21 protein-coding genes and 1 pseudogene are annotated in these 20,310 nt (G+C 40.9%); 13 read left to right on the plus strand and 9 right to left on the minus strand.

All coding sequences use genetic code 11. The features are described 5' to 3' along the window. Positions 1 to 176 precede the first annotated feature (176 nt). Genes HGJ91_RS02205 through HGJ91_RS02220 form a run of 4 tightly spaced genes read left to right on the plus strand, consistent with a single transcriptional unit; the run spans position 177 to position 4,722 of the window. The gene (locus tag HGJ91_RS02205; protein WP_291346056.1) at positions 177 to 1,757 is read left to right on the plus strand and encodes a class I adenylate-forming enzyme family protein; all 1,581 of its coding nucleotides are present in this window, start codon (positions 177 to 179) and stop codon (positions 1,755 to 1,757) included. Between the two features lie 42 nt (positions 1,758 to 1,799). After that, positions 1,800 to 2,876 (plus strand): TRAP transporter substrate-binding protein, encoded by a 1,077-nt coding sequence (locus HGJ91_RS02210; protein WP_291346057.1) that lies wholly within the window; start codon positions 1,800 to 1,802, stop codon positions 2,874 to 2,876. 43 nt (positions 2,877 to 2,919) lie between these two features. Beyond that, a complete protein-coding gene (locus HGJ91_RS02215) occupies positions 2,920 to 3,411 on the plus strand; it encodes a TRAP transporter small permease (RefSeq protein WP_291346058.1) in 492 nt (163 codons plus the stop codon). 18 nt (positions 3,412 to 3,429) lie between these two features. Continuing rightward, positions 3,430 to 4,722 (plus strand): TRAP transporter large permease, encoded by a 1,293-nt coding sequence (locus HGJ91_RS02220; protein ID WP_291346059.1) that lies wholly within the window; start codon positions 3,430 to 3,432, stop codon positions 4,720 to 4,722. Between the two features lie 95 nt (positions 4,723 to 4,817). On the opposite strand, the gene HGJ91_RS02225 is transcribed toward HGJ91_RS02220, so the two are convergent. Next, on the minus strand, positions 4,818 to 5,375 hold the full coding sequence (locus tag HGJ91_RS02225; protein ID WP_291346060.1) for a response regulator: 558 nt from the start codon (positions 5,373 to 5,375) through the stop codon (positions 4,818 to 4,820). Between the two features lie 697 nt (positions 5,376 to 6,072). Between HGJ91_RS02225 and HGJ91_RS02230 the strand changes: the two genes are divergently transcribed. Beyond that, entirely contained in the window at positions 6,073 to 6,963 is an 891-nt protein-coding gene (locus tag HGJ91_RS02230; protein ID WP_291346061.1) for a C-GCAxxG-C-C family protein, read from the plus strand. 127 nt (positions 6,964 to 7,090) lie between these two features. Here HGJ91_RS02230 and HGJ91_RS02235 read toward each other — a convergent pair whose 3' ends face one another. Continuing rightward, positions 7,091 to 8,257 (minus strand): site-specific DNA-methyltransferase, encoded by a 1,167-nt coding sequence (locus HGJ91_RS02235; protein ID WP_291346062.1) that lies wholly within the window; start codon positions 8,255 to 8,257, stop codon positions 7,091 to 7,093. Between the two features lie 291 nt (positions 8,258 to 8,548). Here HGJ91_RS02235 and HGJ91_RS02240 point away from each other — a divergent pair. The 8 genes and pseudogenes from HGJ91_RS02240 to atpE all read left to right on the plus strand — a co-directional run. Beyond that, positions 8,549 to 9,064: pseudogene (locus HGJ91_RS02240) on the plus strand (nitrilase-related carbon-nitrogen hydrolase); the annotation flags it as partial. Beyond that, positions 9,057 to 9,542 carry a D-glycero-beta-D-manno-heptose 1-phosphate adenylyltransferase gene (rfaE2, locus tag HGJ91_RS02245; protein ID WP_291346063.1) on the plus strand — a complete coding sequence of 162 codons (486 nt, stop codon included), beginning with the start codon at positions 9,057 to 9,059 and terminating at the stop codon, positions 9,540 to 9,542. The pseudogene HGJ91_RS02240 and the gene rfaE2, both read left to right, overlap by 8 nt. Beyond that, a complete protein-coding gene (pgeF, locus tag HGJ91_RS02250; RefSeq protein ID WP_291346064.1) occupies positions 9,529 to 10,215 on the plus strand; it encodes a peptidoglycan editing factor PgeF in 687 nt (228 codons plus the stop codon). Before rfaE2 ends, pgeF begins: the two co-directional genes overlap by 14 nt. Positions 10,216 to 10,264: 49 nt before the next feature. Next, positions 10,265 to 11,314 carry a selenide, water dikinase SelD gene (gene selD / locus HGJ91_RS02255; RefSeq protein WP_291346065.1) on the plus strand — a complete coding sequence of 350 codons (1,050 nt, stop codon included), beginning with the start codon at positions 10,265 to 10,267 and terminating at the stop codon, positions 11,312 to 11,314. A gap of 98 nt (positions 11,315 to 11,412) precedes the next feature. After that, positions 11,413 to 11,631, plus strand: a complete 219-nt coding sequence (locus tag HGJ91_RS02260) for an AtpZ/AtpI family protein (RefSeq protein ID WP_291346066.1) — start codon at positions 11,413 to 11,415, stop codon at positions 11,629 to 11,631. Continuing rightward, complete coding sequence (locus tag HGJ91_RS02265; RefSeq protein ID WP_291346067.1) at positions 11,631 to 12,032, plus strand: ATP synthase subunit I; 402 nt, start codon at positions 11,631 to 11,633, stop codon at positions 12,030 to 12,032. Before HGJ91_RS02260 ends, HGJ91_RS02265 begins: the two co-directional genes overlap by 1 nt. Then, positions 12,033 to 12,722, plus strand: coding sequence for a F0F1 ATP synthase subunit A (gene atpB, locus HGJ91_RS02270; protein WP_291346068.1), 690 nt, complete (start codon positions 12,033 to 12,035; stop codon positions 12,720 to 12,722). 75 nt (positions 12,723 to 12,797) lie between these two features. Continuing rightward, a complete protein-coding gene (atpE, locus tag HGJ91_RS02275) occupies positions 12,798 to 13,067 on the plus strand; it encodes an ATP synthase F0 subunit C (RefSeq protein ID WP_291346069.1) in 270 nt (89 codons plus the stop codon). A gap of 79 nt (positions 13,068 to 13,146) precedes the next feature. Here atpE and HGJ91_RS02280 read toward each other — a convergent pair whose 3' ends face one another. From HGJ91_RS02280 to HGJ91_RS02310, 7 genes are all read right to left on the minus strand, one after another. Continuing rightward, positions 13,147 to 13,578 (minus strand): ACT domain-containing protein, encoded by a 432-nt coding sequence (locus tag HGJ91_RS02280; protein WP_291346070.1) that lies wholly within the window; start codon positions 13,576 to 13,578, stop codon positions 13,147 to 13,149. 18 nt (positions 13,579 to 13,596) lie between these two features. Further along, a complete protein-coding gene (locus HGJ91_RS02285) occupies positions 13,597 to 14,385 on the minus strand; it encodes an enoyl-CoA hydratase-related protein (protein ID WP_291346071.1) in 789 nt (262 codons plus the stop codon). A gap of 21 nt (positions 14,386 to 14,406) precedes the next feature. Beyond that, complete coding sequence (locus tag HGJ91_RS02290; RefSeq protein WP_291346072.1) at positions 14,407 to 16,131, minus strand: N-acetylmuramoyl-L-alanine amidase; 1,725 nt, start codon at positions 16,129 to 16,131, stop codon at positions 14,407 to 14,409. Between the two features lie 3 nt (positions 16,132 to 16,134). Beyond that, positions 16,135 to 18,798 (minus strand): DNA mismatch repair protein MutS, encoded by a 2,664-nt coding sequence (mutS, locus tag HGJ91_RS02295; protein ID WP_291346073.1) that lies wholly within the window; start codon positions 18,796 to 18,798, stop codon positions 16,135 to 16,137. 22 nt (positions 18,799 to 18,820) lie between these two features. Beyond that, entirely contained in the window at positions 18,821 to 19,252 is a 432-nt protein-coding gene (locus HGJ91_RS02300; RefSeq protein WP_291346074.1) for a LapA family protein, read from the minus strand. A gap of 148 nt (positions 19,253 to 19,400) precedes the next feature. Then, positions 19,401 to 19,970 (minus strand): M23 family metallopeptidase, encoded by a 570-nt coding sequence (locus HGJ91_RS02305; RefSeq protein WP_291346075.1) that lies wholly within the window; start codon positions 19,968 to 19,970, stop codon positions 19,401 to 19,403. Then, positions 19,970 to 20,161 (minus strand): CooT family nickel-binding protein, encoded by a 192-nt coding sequence (locus HGJ91_RS02310; protein WP_291346076.1) that lies wholly within the window; start codon positions 20,159 to 20,161, stop codon positions 19,970 to 19,972. The genes HGJ91_RS02305 and HGJ91_RS02310 overlap by 1 nt, the downstream gene beginning before the upstream one ends. Between the last annotated feature and the right edge of the window lie 149 nt (positions 20,162 to 20,310).

Consider the following 20,310-nt stretch of genomic DNA (forward strand, 5'->3'; position numbering starts at 1 on the left):
TTTGTTTTTTTGCCGAAATACAGTATAGAACTCATTTTTGATTCTATACAGAGTTTATTTCAAACTCTTTAGGAGGTTGCCTTTTATATGATTATCAGGCTTTCCTTATTGTCGTTATTGAACTCAATAACGACAATAAGGAAAGCCTGACCCCATAACAACAAAGGAGGGCATCGTTGAATTATTCAGGTTACGCTTCAATTCATGCTCGCCATATTCCTGACAAGGTCTGCCTGATCGAACGCACTCCGGCAACGGGTGAAAGAAGGTCTATTGCCTGGAAGGAATTTAATGACGAGATCAATCGAACAGCCAACTTTTTGGCAAAGGACCTGGGGGTTAAGCATGGAGATTTTGTTATGCACCTTCAGAAAGATTCACTGGAATGGCTCATTACGTATTATGCCATCATACGTCTGGGAGCGGTAGTAGTACCCTTAAACTTCCGGTTTGAAACTTCTGATGTATTGTATGCAGCAGAAGTCTGTAATCCTGAAGTCTTTATTCTCGGTTCAGAATTTTTAGGAGTTGTCCAGCCTGCTCAAAAAGATCTTACTACCATTAAAAACTATATCTGTATTGGCAATGATGTCCCGGACGACATGATCAATTTTAAGGTCGTGCAAGATTATGAAGACACCTCTGATGCACTGGTTGAAGTTGACAGGGATCACGATCTGGCCATGATGTTTACGTCTGGAACAACAGGGAAACCCAAACCCGTACTTCACACCCATTTCTCGATTAATAATACAGCTATTGGTAATGGAATGACCTATTTCGTTCAAAAGGATGATAATTATTTATTCTTTTTACCTTTATATCACAGTGGCACCATGTTTTTATGGGCACCTTTTTATGCCACCGGAGCTGCGGGAACCATTATAAGAGATTTCAGGGACCCCAAATGGATCATTGAAGCCATTGCCGAGGAAAAATGCACGGATGTGCTGTTTGTGGTGCCCATTGGGATTGCTGTTCTCAATGCCATAGACAAAGGGGAGATTGTTCTTTCCGATTATGATCTGTCTTCATGGAAATATATGGAGATCGGTGCTCAACCTGTGCCATTTGATATTATGAAACTTCTGGTGAAAAGACTGCCTTGTGCCGTATCTAATATTTATGGCATTACAGAGGGCGGCGGTGGCGGATTGTTCAACCTGTATCCGGAAGATGTCCTTTCAAGACCCGGTTCCATCGGCAAACCAACTTTTGGTGTAGAAGCTAAAATTGTCGGTCCCACAGGAGATGAACTTGGCTGTGATGAGGTTGGTGAGCTGATATTCAGAACACCCAGAATGATGCGGGAATATTATTCAAATCCTGAAAAAACACAAGAAGCATTAAAAAATGGTTGGCTTTATACCGGGGATTTACTAAAGAGAGATAAAGATGGGTATTTTTACATTGTTGACCGAATGAAAGATATGGTTACCAGTGGCGGTGAAAACATCTTCCCTGTTGAAATCGAAGATGCACTGATGGATCATCCCGATATAGATGATATCGCATGTATCGGATACCCGGATGACAGACTGGTGGAGATTGTTCTTGCAATCGTTCAAATCAAAGAGGGCAGGCAGTTGAGTGAAGAAGAAGTGATCGAATTCGCAAAATCAAAACTCTCCCTTTATAAGGTGCCGCGTAAGGTTATTTTTGATCAGGTTCCCAGAAATCCTACCGGGAAGCTGATGAAACCCCAACTTCGGGAGAAATTTACCGGTAGAAAGGAGGCATTTAAAAAACTGGATTAATAAATTTTTTATTAAACTTAAATTAAAGGAAAGGAACTAAGTATGAAACTTCGAACATTTTTAGTATTATTGCTTGTTTTAATTGTGGGATCATTTATGTTCACCTCTCCGGTGTTTGCAAAGAAGGCACCCTCGTTGGATAAGTGGAAACCTGATTTTGACCCCAAAGGAGCCAAATACAAATGCATGGTTTCTAACGTGTCAACTCCGGGTCTGGTAGGTACACTGGCCGGTTTTGAAATCCGCGATGAAGTCTGGAAAAGAACAAACGGCCAGGTCTATGTGGACTTTAAACCCTATTCCATGCTGGGGGGTGAAGTGGAAGTGTTGAACATGCTTCAGATGGGTGCTGTCCAGGGTATGGGTGTCAGCTCTGTGGCTTCGACAAACCTGGGTCCCAGATTCGGTCTTGTGAATCTTCCTTTCCTTGTGAATTCTTTTGAAAATCTTGATAAATTCATCAATAATAAAAAGATTTTTAACCATTTTTTAAATGCAATGGATCACCAGGGGATAACCGGTCTTGATATTACAGGATATGGAAATTATGGCTGGGCAACCACCATACCCGTTAGAAATATTGCAGATGCCAAAAAGGTAAAGTTCAGAATTGCAGAAGCGGCTGTTAATCAGTTAAGCTACAGAAACTGGGGATTCAATCCTGTTTCCATGCCATGGCCTGATGTGCCGGTTGCTTTGAAACAGGGCGTTATCACAGGCCTTGATCATACGCTCACCGTTTGTAATGTAACAAAGAAATTTGAAGTGGCCAAATATTTTACCCAGATTAACTATGCCCAGGGACTTTTTATCTGGATTTTTAATAAGGCCTGGCTTGCAAAGCTCCCTGCTGACATAAGAGGCGCTTTTATTGCCAGTGTCCATGATGTCTGTGCAAAGAGCCGTGTGAAATCACTCACGGAAGAAAATACCAATATCGAAAAAGCAAAAGCAGCCGGTGTCGAATTCTTTAAGCTTTCAGATTCAGACATGGCAACCTTATTGGAACAAAGCAAGGGAGTATATGACAAATATGCCCCGGAAATTAATAAGCTTTATCCTGGCGATACCTACAAACCGGATAATTTCTTAAAAGAAGTTCAGGGATTGCTGCAATAAGTTAATTGTTGATTGATAACAACCGTTTAACAGGACTTGGTTTATGCTTGGGAAAAGTTTAAAAAAAATAGACACCATTGTCACCAATATGGAAGAGTGGACCCTTTTTATTATTGTAATGGCAGCACTTTTATCTCTTTTTGCCAACGTTGTTTTAAGGTATGGGTTTAATTACACCCTTGCCTGGAGTGAAGAGTTGGTGCGCATAGTCATTATTTACTCAACATTTGTGGGTGCCAGTGTGGCAGTCAAGCAAAGGGCAATGATCAAAATCGATGCCATTGTCCAGATCTTTCCCAGGCTTAAATCAGGATTGACATTTTATTCCAATATACTGATGCTTATTTTTGCCTGCATGATGGTGTACTATGGGTATAAAATGACCCACCTGCAGTTTTTGACAAACCAGAAAACAATTATCATGCAGATTCCCCTTGTCGCTATATATACCATCATGCCTGTAATGGGCGTGATGGTATTTATCAGAACTGTTCAGGTAATAATTCAAGATTTTCGAACCAGACATCCGAAATAGGTAAAAGGGTTTATTTTCATGCAGATCAGCGATTTGATTATTCTATGTATTCTCCTGGGTTTTATGACAACGTATATCCCGGTCTTTTTATGTTTGTTTTTTACTGCAACCATTGGTTTTGTCGTATTCCTGGATATTCCTCCCGATCTGTTGGCACAGACACTTTTCCGGAGTCTTGATAAGTTTGCACTGGTTGTGGTCCTGTTCTTTATCCTTTGTGGTAATATAATGAGCAAAGGGAAAATGATTGAAAAATTGATCAACCTTGCCAATGCCCTGGTCAGCTGGCTGCCGGGAGGCCTTGGTATGGCCGGTGTCATTGGCTGCGGCCTGTTTGGTGCCATATCCGGATCTACAGTTGCCACAGTGGTTGCCCTTGGCGGATTCATGATTCCGGCTCTTATCAAGAACGGGTATGACGAGGACTACACACTGGGCCTTATGACCACCTCCCCAAACCTTGGTGTTATCATTCCGCCCAGTATCAGCATGATCTTTTATTCAATGATCAGCAATGTATCTTTGGAAGGGCTTTTTATGACAGGGCTTATCCCGGGCATTCTTATCATTGCCTGTGTATGTCTTTATACCTGGCTTCTTTACAGAAAAAGAACGGATATCAACAGATTGCCTGCCCCTGATTTTAAGCAGCTATATATTATTTTAAAGGAAGGATTCTGGGCAATAATGCTCATTGTTATCATTTTTGGCGGCATATTTTCAGGCATGTTTACTGCAAATGAAGCAGCAGTTGTTGCTTGTGTATATGCGTTCCTGGTTGAGCTTTTTATTTTCAAGTCCATGGGGTTTAAAGTAGTAAAAGAAATAACCGTCAGTTCTGCTGTAACCAGCGCCACCTTGCTTTTAATTGTTGCATCAGCCACGTGTTTCGGGAGATATCTGACCTTTGAGAATATTCCTAACAGGGTGGCGGAAATTGTTGTGGCAAGTATTCAATCTCCCATTGTTTTTTTACTGGCTATGAACATCCTGCTGCTCGTTATCGGCATGTTCATGGATATTATTTCCGCGACATTGATATTGGGCCCGGTATTCCTGCCGTTGCTTGGCCCCTTTAATGTAGACCCCATGCATTTCGGTCTCATCATGACTGTAAACCTTGCCATTGGGTACTGTACGCCGCCTATGGGAGTGAGTTTGTTTATTACGGGGGCACTTGCCAAGCGGGATATCATCTATGTCTCAAGGGCAGTAATGCCATTCCTGGCTATTCAGATCGGGGTACTCTTCTTTTTGACATATTTTCCTGAAGTTGTACTTTTTTTGCCCAGGCTTTTGGGATATATGTAAAAAAAGAAGGTTTGTGCCAATAGCTTGATAACAGACGCCGGGATTCAAGGAATATCAACCTTTTTTGAATCCCGGCGTCTGTTTAATCTACGTGACTATATCCCTTTATCAATGATCTTTTTGTCGTGTAACAGTCTTTCCTGAATGCCTCTTGAGACTTTCCAGTTTTTCTCAAAATCATTCCAGAAATCCTTGTTCTCATCTTTCCAGCCTTTTCCAAAGCGCTGGTTAAAATGGTTGCCCAGTTTTTCAAACAGAAGTTTCCAGGTGGCTTTGCCATCATTATGTGCACCCAGAAGTTCATTGATTAATGAGTCAAGATCACTTAAATGTTCTTTGGAAAGATAGGAAATAGCGCCTTTTTTAATGGACTGCATCAAGGATTCCGGGTTCAATGAATTGGCCGTCAGCATGACAGCAGGAATATCTCTTTTTACACATTCTTCTAAAAGCTGAATCCCGTTGACGCCCATAATGTCGAGAATAGCAAGGTCATATTGGGTCTGGAGAATTTTTTGGGAAGCTGTCTCATAGTCCTGGGCAACATCCACCTTTGCTTCATTCAAAATTTCCTGTATGGTTTCAATGACGTCCCATTCGTCGTCAACAGCCAGTATGTGTTTGTTTTTGAGAAAAGAATCGGTTTGTGTCATTTTTTCTCCTTATAAAATATATGCAGGTATCGGTGCCGTTTGTTTTATAATAATTTTGTCAATGTCATTAATTGGATAGTAAATATTAATCAATTCTATTTTTCCTCTTAACTTTATAAAGTAATCAAAAAGAGTTGAAAAGTCAAGCCATTACAGGTGTTAAGTCGGGGTATGATTGCGATGAATCCGATTGAATTTCTTACAGTTTTTAAATGCCGCTGCGCTGACCGCCAAAACTCGCTATCGCTCAGACACTTGGCGGTCTTAACGCTCCACGCCATTAAGAATCTGTACAGAAGCCCAATCAACGATTCCCTGCAACCAGACCTCCCAGGCACTCCCCGGCAGGCCCTTTGATGTTTTTATCAATAATAACCGGGTTCTGTCCATGAAAACAGGTGGCTGAACTTGGATATTACTTTACATATTTTTCCTGGTATGTCAGGGTATTTTGAGTTGTTTAAAAATAAATTTAAAAACTGTATTAGATGCTTTGATATTATAATATAAAGAAAATATATAGCGCTAATATACAGATTTTTTTCTGCTTAATATGATACGTTATGTGGTTTTCATAATTATCTTTAAGTCTCCCAATGTTGGAGGTGCTCTCATGACAAAATCGATAAATAAGAAGAAAAAAGGATATTGGGGACGAAGAGCCCCATTTTACCTCATCAAGAATTTTAATTGAGCATTGGCTTCCCTGGAAGTTTTCCAGGATATGATTGAAAGGCAAGAAGACCGTGTACTGAAGGCTTTCACAGGACTGGAAGGTGGTATGGTGGCAAGTGGTTCGACCTGTGGTGTGGTAACAGGCGGCGCTTTAGGACTCGCACTGATGCACGATAATGTGCTGAAGGAGAGAGGAATTGCAGCAGAGGTAGCGGTGCTGTCTCTAATTGGTGAATACATCAGATGGTTTGAAGAGAGTTTTGGCTCATCATTTTGCAGAGAAAGAAGTGGCGTAGATTTTTATACAACCATGGGACAGCTGCGCTATTTTTTACCAGGTGACAGAGTTGGAAAGTGTTTGTGGCATATTAGAGGCGCAATGAGACAATTGCATATCTATCAGGAGAAAGATTTGCCTGGAATGGGTCTGGAGCCGAAGGAAATACAGAGTGAACCAATACATTGTGCGCAGGCTGTATTAAGAGGTATAAGAGATCGCACTGGTATAGGCGACCCACTTCTTGAGCGCTTGTCTTTCATTTTTGATGGGGGAGTGGGCCTTCAAGGGGGAATTTGTGGTGCTCTCGCCGGAGCAGTTATGGGCATAAATCTCCTATTAGGGATGGATATTCGTGATACATCATATTTTCAAACACTTAAGGCATTTGTTGTTGGTCATATTAATCTGCTCTTAGAAAAGCCTATTGGAGAACCTGAACCCTTTGGTGTAGGTAAGAGTGTTGTTCAAAGATTCAGAAAGGAAGCAGGTGCGACAGAATGCCATACAATTACGGAGAAGGCGTTTTCTGACTGGAATAATTTCCAAGGGCATATATCTTCTTCTGATAAATGTACAGGATTGATCGAGCTTGCCACAACTGAAGCATCAAATGCTATCAAAAGATTGATATGAAAGGTCCTCAGAAGTGAGCCACATAGGGCCCAAGGACAAATTCACTTCACACAGGCCTATGGCACCACATAACCAGGCTCTTGCAGCCGACAGCTAATCGCTGCGACCGCTGAGCGCCGACGTCAGTCTAGAACAATTCCAATTGCCTGTCTTTTTTCCGGGGGGCAGATTGAAGAATATTTATTTTTTTAAGGTCTGAACATCTTTTTTCTATTCCGGGTTTTTCCCATTCCAGGCAGAATGCCGGTTGGGGATGGTCGGAATAATCGACTTCCATTAAGTGGGGTTTTACTTTTTTAATGGCGGTTAATTCATTCAATATCAGTTCTTTTTCCTGATTGGTGATTACGGGAAAACCATAGGGATTGTTTTTATGCTTTAAGGGTTTGCCTGACGCTGTTCTTTCATTAACAAAAAGAATGTGTTTCTTTAATCTATTCTCCATATAAAGGTTGGATAAATCAATAATATTTTCTTTAATCTTGGCGATAGAATCATAGAAACTATGATCAATTTCACATCCGATGGAATTTCTGGCAGATGCCATGGATGCTGCCATGGTGGTTCCCGTGCCAAGAAAAGGGTCAAGAACGATGTCTCCTTTAACGGAGTACATATTGATCAGCCGAAGGGCCAGCTCAAAGGGAAATGCACCGCTTCTTTTTCTGGAAGCCTTATCAAGCAACCCCTGGCGGCTTCCTTTAATATCAAACCAGAGATCTGAGAAAAACATATTTCTTTCTTCCCAGAATATGGCGCTTCGTCTTCTGTTCTGTTTTTCGGGCTCGGTTTTAAATTCACGCTTGCCGCCTTTCCTGGCTATCAGAATATATTCGTGTTCCAGGGTGACATAGGCGCCAGCCGGCAGCATGCCCGACCCCATGAATTTATTGGGGGCATTGGTCTGTTTCCTCCAGATGATTTCAGGCAGGGCTGTAAAACCAATTTTAACAAGATAGTGAAGAATCCTTGCATGGTTTGGATAAATTGCAAAGTTTGACTTGAGAGTTCTTGTGGCATCCCCGATATTGATGCAGGCAAACCCCCCGTTTTTTAAGACCCTGAATACCTCATCCCATATGGAATCCAAAGATTTATGCATGAGTTCAAATGCTTTGTTCCCATCTTGTCTTTGAATTGCTTTTCCAATGGCCCCATTTTGTTTTAAAAAGATATCATCCCACATTTCAATCATGGGATAGGGTGGGGATGTGACAATAAGGTCAATACTGTTGGATGGGATCTGGTCAAGATTATTCGAATTTTGAAAAAAAAGTCGATGCGTTGTTTCCATATGTGATTTATTTTTCCTGCTTAACAATTTTAGGGTAGGTCTCAACCGGCTCATAAATTTTGAAAAATAATAAAATTGGGCCTGATTATAGCAATCTCACGGGTGTTTGTACATGATTTTCCCTTACAGTTGCTTTTGGGTTTCCATTGATAATTGAACTGGTTTTAAAACTTGGGATCGAGAAAGGATAAAAAGATTGACGATGAAAGGGTGAAACTATATGGTGAAATTGCTTTAATTCATGATGAGTATTTGATAATAAGAAACGGTTAAAGGTTTGAAAAAAAGAAAGATCGGATATACAACACCATGGTGTTCATTGATGTGGATGGAAAGGTAAAAGGGAGATATAGAAAACTCCATCTTTTCAGGCTGACCGGCGAACATCTTTATTACACTGGCGGAAATAAGATTGTTACGATTGACTCAAGTTTTGGCAGGATCGGGTTGATGATTTGCTATGATTTAAGGTTTCCTGAACTTCCCAGATCGTTGTTTTTAGAGAAGGCACAAATTGTTGTTGTGTCTGCCCAGTGGCCGGAACCAAGGAAAGAGCATTGGAAAACGCTGGTCAAAGCAAGGACTATTGAAAATCAAATGTTTATGATCTGTTCAAACCGGACAGGGATGGATGACAGCTTGCGGTTTCCCGGGATGTCCATGATTGTTGATCCAATGGGAATCGTTCTGGCTGATGCCGGGAGCGATGAAGGCAGCGTTTTAGCAGAAATTGAAATAAAATTGGTAGAAAATGCCAGAAAGTTAATTCCCTGTATGACAGACAGGAGACATGATATTTATGGATAAAATTGTTAGTTTTTCTGAAATTAAATCACTATCCAGGCAATACAAGACTGCTAAAAAGACAATCGTTTTTACCAACGGGTGTTTTGATATTATTCATGCAGGCCATGTGAAATACTTAACCCTTGCCGCAAGCCTTGGGGATATTCTTGTTTTGGGACTGAATTCCGATCGTTCGGTGAAGCGCATTAAAGGAGAAAAACGTCCGGTGATTGGTCAGGAGCACCGGTCTTTGGTTGTTGCAGCTTTGGCGTGTATTGATCATGTGGTGTTGTTTGATGAACCGGATCCAAAATGTTTGATTGAAATTATTTGTCCTGATGTGCTTGTCAAAGGGGCGGACTGGATGGAAGATCAGATTATCGGGGCAGATTTCGTAAAAAAAAATGGGGGACGTATAGAAACGGTCTCTTTGGAACCGGATATCTCCACAACAAAAATCATAGACCGGATAGGCGAACTTTATTATGGAAAGCGCTGATATCAAAGTCTATGAATTTGAACTATTTAAAAACCATGCCCGTATTGTTCACGGTATATTTACAAGGGCGGGGGGAATCAGGAAAATGGGTATAACCCCCCTTGTTTTTTTAAACCAGGTACACAGGAGTGATATTCAGGTATTAAAAAAGGATGACAATGGGTTGTCTGAAAATTTTCAGCCCGGTATTGAGCCCTTTACTGCTGACGGTATTGTTACAGACATAAAGGATGTATTTCTTGTCATTCGGGTGGCCGATTGTCAGGCTGTGATGTTGTATGATCCTGAAAAAAAAGTAATCGCAAATGTTCATTCCGGGTGGCGGGGAAGTGTTAAAAATATTATTGGAAACTGTGTGGATAAAATGATCCTTGAATTTGGCTGTCAGCCGGAAAATATTTTGGCCGGCATCTCTCCATCGCTTGGTCCCTGTTGTTCCGAATTTGTGAATTATAAGGACGAGATTCCAAAAACTTTATGGAAATATAAAATTAAAGATAAAGATTATTTTGATTTCTGGGAAATGACCGGGGTTCAGCTTATGGATAAAGGTGTAAAAAAAGAACACATTGAAAATATGGAAATTTGCACAAAATGTAATACAGATGTATTCTATTCTTTTCGGGAAGAAAAAACAACCGACAGGTTTGCCTGTGTGATATCTATGGTTTAATAATAAGGGTTGGCTTTAGAGTAAATATTTGAAATAAAAAAGGGTAGGAATGGAAAAAATTAACAAAGTTTTTTTAACACAGAAAGTAAAAGCCTCTGGCTGAGCAGCCAAAATTGATCCAGGGACGCTGGATCGAATTGTGAGGGGGCTTAAGGCTAAAGCTCACCCCAACCTGATTGTGGGGCTTGATTCTTCTGATGATGCCGGAGTTTATAAACTTAATTCGCAAACAGCGCTTGTCCAGACCCTTGATTTTTTAACACCGGTTACTGATGATCCCTATGAATTCGGTCAGATTGCTGCTGCCAATTCTTTAAGTGATGTGTACGCCATGGGAGGGGAACCTGTTACTGTGATGAATATCGTCTGTTTCCCCTGTAGTGAACTGGAAGAGGATATCCTGGCCGAGACATTAAAGGGAGGTTTAGATAAAATCAATGAATCCGGTGCCACACTTGTGGGCGGTCATTCAGTGGATGACCAGGAATTTAAATACGGACTTTCCGTCACAGGCATTGTGCATCCGGATAAAGTGCTGACCAACGCCACGGCCCAAATTGGTGATACTATTATATTAACAAAACCCGTGGGAACCGGCATCATGTCAACTGCCATAAAAGCAAAACTGGCCACAGAGGAAAACATTAAAGAATCTGTGGCTGTCATGTCCATGTTGAACAGGGCTGCAGCAAAGGTCATATCACAATTTGACATTAATGCCTGTACTGATGTTACCGGATTCGGACTGGTCGGGCACTTGCTGGAAATGGCAAAAGGATCAAAAAAATGCATCACACTCCATACGGGGAAAGTTCCCATGTTAAAAAATACACTCGATTTTGCAAATATGGGTATGGTGCCGGCAGGTGCTCATAAAAACCGCAGGTTTTTTGAAAAATTGACCCATATTGATCCGGCGGTTGACCGGGCAGTTGTTGATCTGATGTTCGACCCTCAGACATCCGGTGGATTGCTGATCAGTTTGAATGAAAAGAAAAGCAAGATATGTGTGGAAAAAATGAAAACCCATGGCTTAAACGCGTGGATAATTGGTGAAATTACCCGTGACAGCGATACGGGTTTTTTGAATTTAATTTAATGTTTTTTCACATTGACTTGAGATTCGGCATATGGTATTTGCTTTCAAGATAAATTGATCTTTGACGGTTAAAAGAGAGGAAGGTAAAAAGGCAGAGGATGAAAAAGGAAACCGGCAAAAGCATCAGAGAACTTGGATATTTTGCCAGTCTTGGGATATCAGTAGCTCTCGCCATTTTCATCGGTCTTTTCATCGGTCTCTGGCTGGATAAGAAATTTGGTACAGAGCCTGTTTTGTTATTGGTTGGGCTGGCAGTCGGTATTGCAGCCGGATTCAGCAACATCTACAGAGCAGGGCAAAAGGGGAAAAAGTTTTAATGCAGGACCTACAAAAGTTAATTGATTTTATAACAACGTCTAACTGGCTGATCCTTCTGGCTGGAGGAATAATCGGCCTTGCGATGACCCCGGTTAAATTTGCCATGGGTATCATTTTAGGCGGTTTGATTGTTGCTGTTAATTTCCATCTTTTGAAGCGGACATTAAAAACGATGTTTCATCCTGATACTGTATCAGAAAGAGGACGGTCCATTATCGGTAATGTTCTGGTGAAATATTACATTCGATTTGCCATAAGCGGGGTGTTGATCTTCCTGCTGATATCGAAACATATCGTTCATCCGGTAGGGCTTTTGGCAGGCCTTTCGGTATTTGTTGCAAGTGTTTTTTTGGCTACGGCGCTTGAATTAAAAAGAATATTCTTCAAGGAGGCAGTATAAGTGGAACATCCATATTTGTTTATGACATCGTTGTTCGGAATATTTGGAATGGAAGAATGGGCTGCAGCTCATCCACATGTTACCTATATGTGGCTGGCGATGGTCGTTTTAATCATTTTAGGTTGGCTGGGGGGAAAGAGTATTTCCATGGTCCCGAAAACCGCACAGAATGTATTTGAAGTCGTGATATCAGGGCTCGAAGAATTCATGGTATCCATCACCGGGGACGAGGGCAGAAAATCTTTTCCTTTATTATTGACCATCTTTTTATTTGTCCTATTGGGAAACCTGTTTGGATTGATTCCCGGATTTTATCCACCAACGGCAGCAATTAACACAACAGCGGCGCTGGCTGTTATTGTGGTAACATGGAGTCATGTGATCGGTATTAAGATGCACGGAATTAAATATATCAAACACTTTTTGGGGCCTGTACCTGCCTTGATGCCCTTGTTTCTAGTTATAGAAATTGTCGGTCATCTGGCACGCGTCTTGTCCCTGACCTTACGTCTTTTCGGAAACATAATGGGTCATGAACTTGTAGTGGGAATTCTGCTCATGCTCGCCGGACCATTTTTAGTACCGCTTCCGATCATGGCAATGGGTATATTGGTTTCTCTGATTCAGGCAATTGTATTTTTCTTGCTGCCCACCATGTATATTGCAGGGGCAATCGAAGAAGCACATTAATAAGAGTTTTACGGGAACTGGGAAGAAGCCCGTTATTTTATATTATTATATTTTAATTATATTAAGGAGTAAAACATGGAATTTCTAGTTGGTAGTGTATGGGCAGCAGGTCTTGCAATTGGTATTGCGGCATTTGGTTGCGGCATTGGCCAGGGTTTGGGTTTGAACGGCGCAATGGCCGGTATTTCAAGAAATCCTGAAGCAGCCGGTAAAATCCAGGTGAACATGCTGATTGGTTTGGCATTGATCGAGTCTCTTTGTATTTATGCACTTGTTGTTGCAATGATTCTTCTCTTTGTTCATCCTGCTATTGCACCTGCAGTAACAGCAATGGGCGGACACTAAGCCATACAGCTTGAATTAGACAGATAGTTGTTATAAAAGGGTGTAAGACAAAATGTCTTACACCCTTTTTGTTTTTTTCTTATAAATTACTGATTTCTCGGCTGGTGAAGACCTTGATATTTTTTTGGGCAAGAATTTTTAAGGCTTTGTCATGATCATCAAATCGGAAAATCATGATGACATTTTTGCTTTTTGGATTTGCAAATGCATACATGTATTCTAGGTTGACTTCATTTTCGAAAAACGGGTCTAAGATTTTATTTAATCCACCGGGCTCATCTATTACTTCAACGGCAAGAACCTGGGTTCTTCCCACCTTAAATCCTTCTTTTTCAAGGGCTTTTTCTGCTGTGTCATTGTTATTTGTAATTAAGCGCAATACACCAAAATCAGTTGTGTCGGCAAGGGACAATGCTCTGATATTGACATTTGCATCCCTTAAGATTGCAGTAACTTCTGCAAGTCTGCCTTCCCTGTTTTCAATAAATACGGATATCTGTTCAATAAACATGGCGGCAACTCCTTTTGTTTAATAAAGTTTACCTTTGAACACGGGTTTTCTTTTTTCAAGAAAGGCATGGGTCCCTTCCTTTGCATCTTCACTTGCCATATTAAGACCAAAGACATTGTTTTCAATTCTACAGCCCGTTTCAAGATCAGAGTTAAGACCATCTTGAACGACTTCCTTTGCAGATCTCAGGGCCACCTTGCCTTTAGAGGCAATAAGGTTTGCGGTTTTCAAGACATCTTCCATGAGGCTTTCAGGCTCGCAGACCTTGTTGACAATACCATATTCCAGAGCTTTTTGGGCGTTAATGTTTTTTCCGGTAAAAATTATTTCCTTGGCAAGATTTGAGCCGATTCGTCTTGCCAGTCTCTGTGTCCCGCCAAATCCGGGAATTAATCCCAGGTTGATTTCGGGCAGACCGAAAAGCGCTTTGTCAGATGCATAGATAAAATCACAGCCAAGGGCAGCTTCTAAGCCTCCGCCCAGAGCAAACCCGTTTACCGCAGCAATGGCTGGGATGGGAAGGTCTTCAATTTTTGAAAAAACCTTTTGGCCTTTGCGGGAAAAAAATTTACCTTCCAGGGGATTCATTTTTACAAGTTCTGCAATATCAGCTCCTGCAACAAATGCTTTATCTCCGCTACCGGTCAGGATGAGAACTTTTATATCTATGTTGTCTCTTATCTGGTCCAGGGCAATGTCAAGTTCATCAAACAGGGCATTGTTAAGAGCATTTAAAGCCTTCGGCCTGTTAAAAAATATGGTTGCAATAGGGGCGTCAACTTCAAGAATAATGTTTTCAAAAGACATGATGATCTCCTTTAGTATAGGTTATAATTGTCTGGGATTTGTTGCGTTTATATATTTTTCAACACCATCGGCGATGGCGCTGCTGATTGCTGTCTGGTATGCATCACTCATGAGCCGTTTGCCTTCAGTTTTGTTACTGATAAATGATGCCTCAATTAGAATGGACGGCATTCTGGCACCCAGCAGGACATAAAACGGGGCTTGTTTAACTCCTAAATTATTGATCCCCGAATATTTTTTCTTTAGTCCTTTTACCAAAGAGTTCTGCACTAGATTGGCAAGCCGCGTGGACTCTTCAATTTTTGCATTCTTCATTAAATCACTTAAGATATATTCCAGATCTGAAATATTTTTTTTGGATGTTGCATTCTCTCTTGCTGCCACAGCAATGGCCTGTTCATCAGTAGCAAGATTTAAAATATAGGTTTCAATGCCCTTAAGGCGTCTGTTTTTAGCCGCATTGCAGTGAAGGGATATAAACAGATCTGCTCTTTTTGTATTGGCAATAGCCGTCCTTTCTTCAAGGGTCAGTTTTTTATCGGTTGACCTTGTCAGCACCACCGTGCAGTTTAAGCGGTTCCTGAGGATAACAGCCAGTTTTTTGGCCAGCTTTAGAACAATATCTTTTTCCCAGACATTTTTATAATATCCCGGAGCCCCGGGGTCAGAGCCGCCATGGCCCGGGTCAATGACTATTTTTTTGACTCCCAATGCAAACTGCCGAGTGATATCAGACGATTTTAAGTTGTCTGTTGTGACCCGGGAAAGTTTTTCAGATTTGCCTGAATCTGCGATATTTTGATCGGAAGAAGAAACAGGCCCCCCATTAGATCCTTTCCCCCAGACATCAATGACAATTCTGAAGGGGTCTTTTAAAGAGAATATTTTATAATTTTTAAATGATTTTATATCGATCACAACCCGTACAGTATGGGGAAGATATTGTCCTGCCCGGGCCTGATTTAAAAGGTTGTCATTGATCTGGGTGTGATCGGCAACTCCTTTTCCAAGTTTTGATTGTTCTATATCAATATAGAGACGCTGAAAAGGCTTATTAATATCAGGATCTTTTTTTAAAAGCCTGTGGGAATAATTCCGTTCATCATTCGCATTGACAACAATTCGGGTGTATTCCGGGTTGGACCAGAATCGAAGATCTGTAATTGTGGCATCCCCCCGGGAACCGGCTTTTGCCGGAGCCGGTTTTATTGCAACGGGCTTTTGTTTTGCTGGGAGATCTTTTTTGCTTTGAATAAATTTTTTGATAAGGGCATCGTTTTTTGTCAGCTTTTTTTTTGACCGAATGTGTTTAATTTTTTTTGTATAAAGACGTGGGGTGGCTTTTATGGATTTGAGCAAAGATTTGGCGCGGCTCTTGTATGCGCTCCTGGGATATTTGTTTCTGAGTCTTGTAAGAAGGTCAACGGCCTGATTCTTATAGATATCTTTGCCGGATAATCTGGAGAGGGTCAAATAAAGCCGGGCAGCCTTATACATTCCTGCAGGCGCCCATGAGCTGCCAGGGTGAAGCTTGTAGATGCTTTCATACCGGCTGATGCAATGGATCCATTCTGTTGCTTTCTTCTGTTTTAATGAGGAATTTCGAAGCTTTTTATAGCAGGCGTCTGCCGCCATGTATTTTTGTTTTGCGCTGCTGGCAAACCCGGTTGTTGTTAAAACGCAAACACCCGTAAAAATAATAATAATGAAATATATTGGCAGTATGAACGTCTTAAGCTTGACCATATTCTATTTACTACTTTTTTGTTTTAAATCGTTTAACAAATTAATCGCTTCAAGGGGAGTAATACTTGAAATATCAATCTTTTCCAACATCTTTTTAATGGATTGCTCATTGGAATTAAATAATTCCAGTTGATTGTCATTCTTTTTCGCTCTTTTTTTACCCTTCTTTTTGGTCTTTTGGGGTAAAGGTTTCGGGATGTCTGTATCGTTTTTCTGCTCAATGCCGGACAATATATGTTTTGCATTATCAATGACAACGTCAGGCATGCCGGCAAGTCTGGCCACCTGGATGCCATAGCTTTTATTGGTTCCGCCCTTTACAAGCCGTCGCAAAAATACAATATTATCATTGAATTCCTTGACTGCGATATTAAAATTTTTAATCCGGGGCTTTATTTCTTCCAGTTTTATCAATTCATGGTAATGGGTGGCAAAAAGTGTTTTCACGCCTTTATTATTTAGATCATGAAGGTGTTCGGCAACTGCCCAGGCAATGCTCATTCCATCGTAGGTACTGGTTCCTCTTCCGATTTCATCAAGAATGATAAGGCTTTTTTTTGTGGCATTATTAACGATATTGGCAGTTTCTTCCATTTCCACCATAAACGTACTCTGACCTGCGGAGAGGTTGTCCAGCGCGCCTACCCGTGTGAATATCCTGTCCACAATCCCAAGAGATGCTTTTCGGGCAGGGACGAATGATCCCATCTGGGCCATTAACACGGTCAGGGCAACCTGTCTTAATACGGTTGATTTTCCTGCCATATTGGGACCGGTGATTAACAGGATCTGGTTCTCACTATCATCCATTTCAATGGAATTGGGGACATACCGCTCCCCTTTGATTAATTTTTCCACCACAGGATGCCGCCCATCTTCAATGGAAATGGTATTGAGTTCATTGATGACAGGCTTTGTGTATCCGTTTTCTGATGCTGCCAGGGCAAGCCCCTGGAGCACATCCACTATTGCAATAAAATCCGCTATTTTAAGAATAAGGGCTGCTTTTGAAATGATCTTGTCCCTGATGGTGCAGAAAATACTGTATTCCAAGGTATTACGCTTGTCTTGCGCATTCAGTATGGTGGATTCAACCTGTTTCATCTCATCGGTAATGAATCTTTCGGCATTCACAAGGGTCTGCTTTCTGATATAATGATCAGGAACCGAATTTGACTGAACCCTGGATACTTCAATAAAATAGCCGAACACCTTATTATATTTAATTTTGAGAGAAGATAATTTTGTTTTTTCTTTTTCCGTAGCCTCAGTCTTTGCAATCCATGATTTGCCATCCCGCGAGATTAACAGCAGTTCATCCAGTTCAGGATTGTAACCATCATTGATTAAACTGCCTTCATTGAGCAGATGGGTAGCATCTTCCCTGATGGCCTCTTCGATCAAATCGGCAAGGGAGCCAAGCTCATTTAAAATCATTTCCTGGTTTTCAAGATCTTTCCCATTGAGTAAAGCGCTTTTAAACAGGGAGAGTTCCTTAAAAAGAAGGGGAAGTTTTTTTAAAGAGTTTTTAAGGGCAATCAGATCCCTGGCATTCCCCTGGCCCATGGAAATTTTGCTGCCAAGGCGTTCAAGATCAACCACCGATTTCAAATGGGTGATGATCAATTGATGAATATGGGAAGCCCTGGTGATTTCTTCAATGCAATCCAGACGCTGCTGGATGTTGTTTTTATCAATCAGCGGATATCTGACCCAGGTCTTGATCCGTCTTGATCCCATGGCAGTAACCGTCCGATCCAGCACATGGATCAGGCTTCCTTTTTTATCCAGTGTTTGTATATTGGTAAGGATCTCAAGATTTTTGCAGGATCGGTCATCAATCACCAGAAAATTTTTCATATCATAGGGTGTGATTTGAAAGAGATGCGTTGTGTCCTGCATCTGGGTGTCCTGGATATAGCAGAGGATGGCGCCCGCAGCAGAAATGGATGCAAAAAGAGTTTCTGCACCGAATCCTTCAAGGCTCCTGGTTTTAAATTTGTTTAAAAGCCTTTCTCTTGCTTCTTCAACATCAAACGCGCTCTTTTCAAGATAGGTGATTTGTCTTCCTTCAAACGCCTGGCGGATATGCTTGTAGACGGGGTCTGTTTTAAAATTGGACGGTAAAATAATTTCTTTGGGATCAACCTTTAACGCCTCGTCAATCAGTTCTAAGGGTATTTTTGACTGTCGGGATTCAACCTGGGTGGTTTTAAAGGTTCCGGTTGATATATCAAGATAGGCGATCCCTGCAGCATCTTGTGTCTTTGACAGGGCTAAAAGGAAGTTATTGGACGTTTTATCCAGCAATTTTTCATTTAAAATCATGCCCGGGGTTATGACCCGGACAACCTGCCTTTTCACCAGCCCCTTGGTTGCCGCAGCATCTTCCATCTGTTCACACACAGCAACTTTGCATCCGTTTCCAATGAGTTTGGCAATATAAGTGTCAGCAGCCCGAAAGGGTATCCCGCACATGGGAACAGGGGTGTCGTCATTTTTATTTCTGGAGGTTAAGGCGATTTCCAGGATAGCGGCGGCTTTTTTTGCATCCTCAAGGAACATTTCATAAAAATCTCCCATCCGGTAAAATAAAATTGCATCTTTATATGATTCTTTGATGGCCAGGTATTGCTCCATCATGGGAGTTTTTTTTTTTTTGCTCATGCGCTATCTTTATCCGGCAGAATCAAACAGCAGTATCTGATTTATCACCTTTTTCAGTGTCGTTTTCCGGCTGGTCCAGTACGGGTAGGTCAACAATCGTTTTTTCTTCCAGCTCTTTTTTAATATACGGATCATGCTGAAACACTTCCAGTTCTGTCTTTAAGGTATTGACCTGTTCTTTTAAAGAAGCGACAGCAGCATCTTTTGTTTTAATTTCTTTTTTTAGTCTGAGTTTTACTACAAACCCTTTGATGCCGACCAGAATAAGGCCCAAAAGAAAGCAAATTCCAAAGTAGGCAATATTTTGAAGTTCCGGCATTGTCCAGTTCCAGGAAGCAATTTTAAGATCAAATTTTAATGCGCGGGTTGTCATGAAATAATCTAAATTCTGATAAATTAAAATTCCAAGCAAACCTAAAATAATCAGCCACAAAAGATATTTAATTTTTTTCATTCATCCACTCCATATCCAAGTTTTGTATTATAATACGGCCAAGTTTTGATAATCATAGATCAAATATTTTTTTTTTTCAATTCTTCTTTTAATAATAAACCGAGCTTAAATACTGAATTAAACGGCAGCACTTACTAAATATCCTGAGTTAGAGGAAAATCGGATGAACCAGGTTGACGTCAAGGTTTTCTGAAAAAAACAGATTCCAATCCAGGTGTTCAGGCGGAACCTTTTTTAAGACTTCAAAACAGGAAAAATGAAGATGGGGCGGTAATTGTGGGTTTTTATAAGTATCGCATACCCTTGCAATGATCTCTTCCTTTTTGATGATATGGCCGACTTTTAAACTCTTTTCAGGGATGATATGGGCATATGCAAACAGAATTCTCGTATTGGAAAATAATGAATTTTCATGCTCAACCACAAGGGTCTTTCCCAGAAAATCATCACAGATATTTAAAACAATCCCGTCATCCATGGCCGGAACCTTAATGGAATCATCAAAGCTGTGAAGTTCATCCAGGCGCGTTCTGTAATAGGTAATGTCTATTCCTTCATGGGCAGAATGCCGGAATTTAAAATCTCCCCACCATTTATCCTTGCTTGAAAAAAGCATCCCGCAATAAAACAGCCATTCAACTTTTTGACCATTTCCCATGCTGTTGGCCAGACCGTTGACTTGGGAAATGGACTCAAGATAATCAGAAAATTTGCTCATTACAGGGATTTTAGGATGATTTTATGTCCCATAAGATTAATATCTTCAATAATGGCTTTGACTTCCATATTTTCTCCCAAGAGGCCTTTTAAAAGAAATGTATCCTCACCAATCGGGGTTATAGCAGCCACATTTTCCATGATCAGTTTTTCATCATCATCTTTTCTTAAGTATACATTGGATTCACACATTTTTTTATCTTCCTTTATTTTTATTTATTTTACGGGGTCACCCATTAAAAGGTCCTTGTCAAGAGAATAAACTCATCCATTACAAAAAAAGTTGTTTTTTTGTCAAGTTGTACTGTCCACGTGCTCTAATTGTACTCTTTGCCTGTTGA

This window comes from Desulfobacula sp. (genome assembly GCF_014237455.1).
Lineage (GTDB): Bacteria > Desulfobacterota > Desulfobacteria > Desulfobacterales > Desulfobacteraceae > Desulfobacula.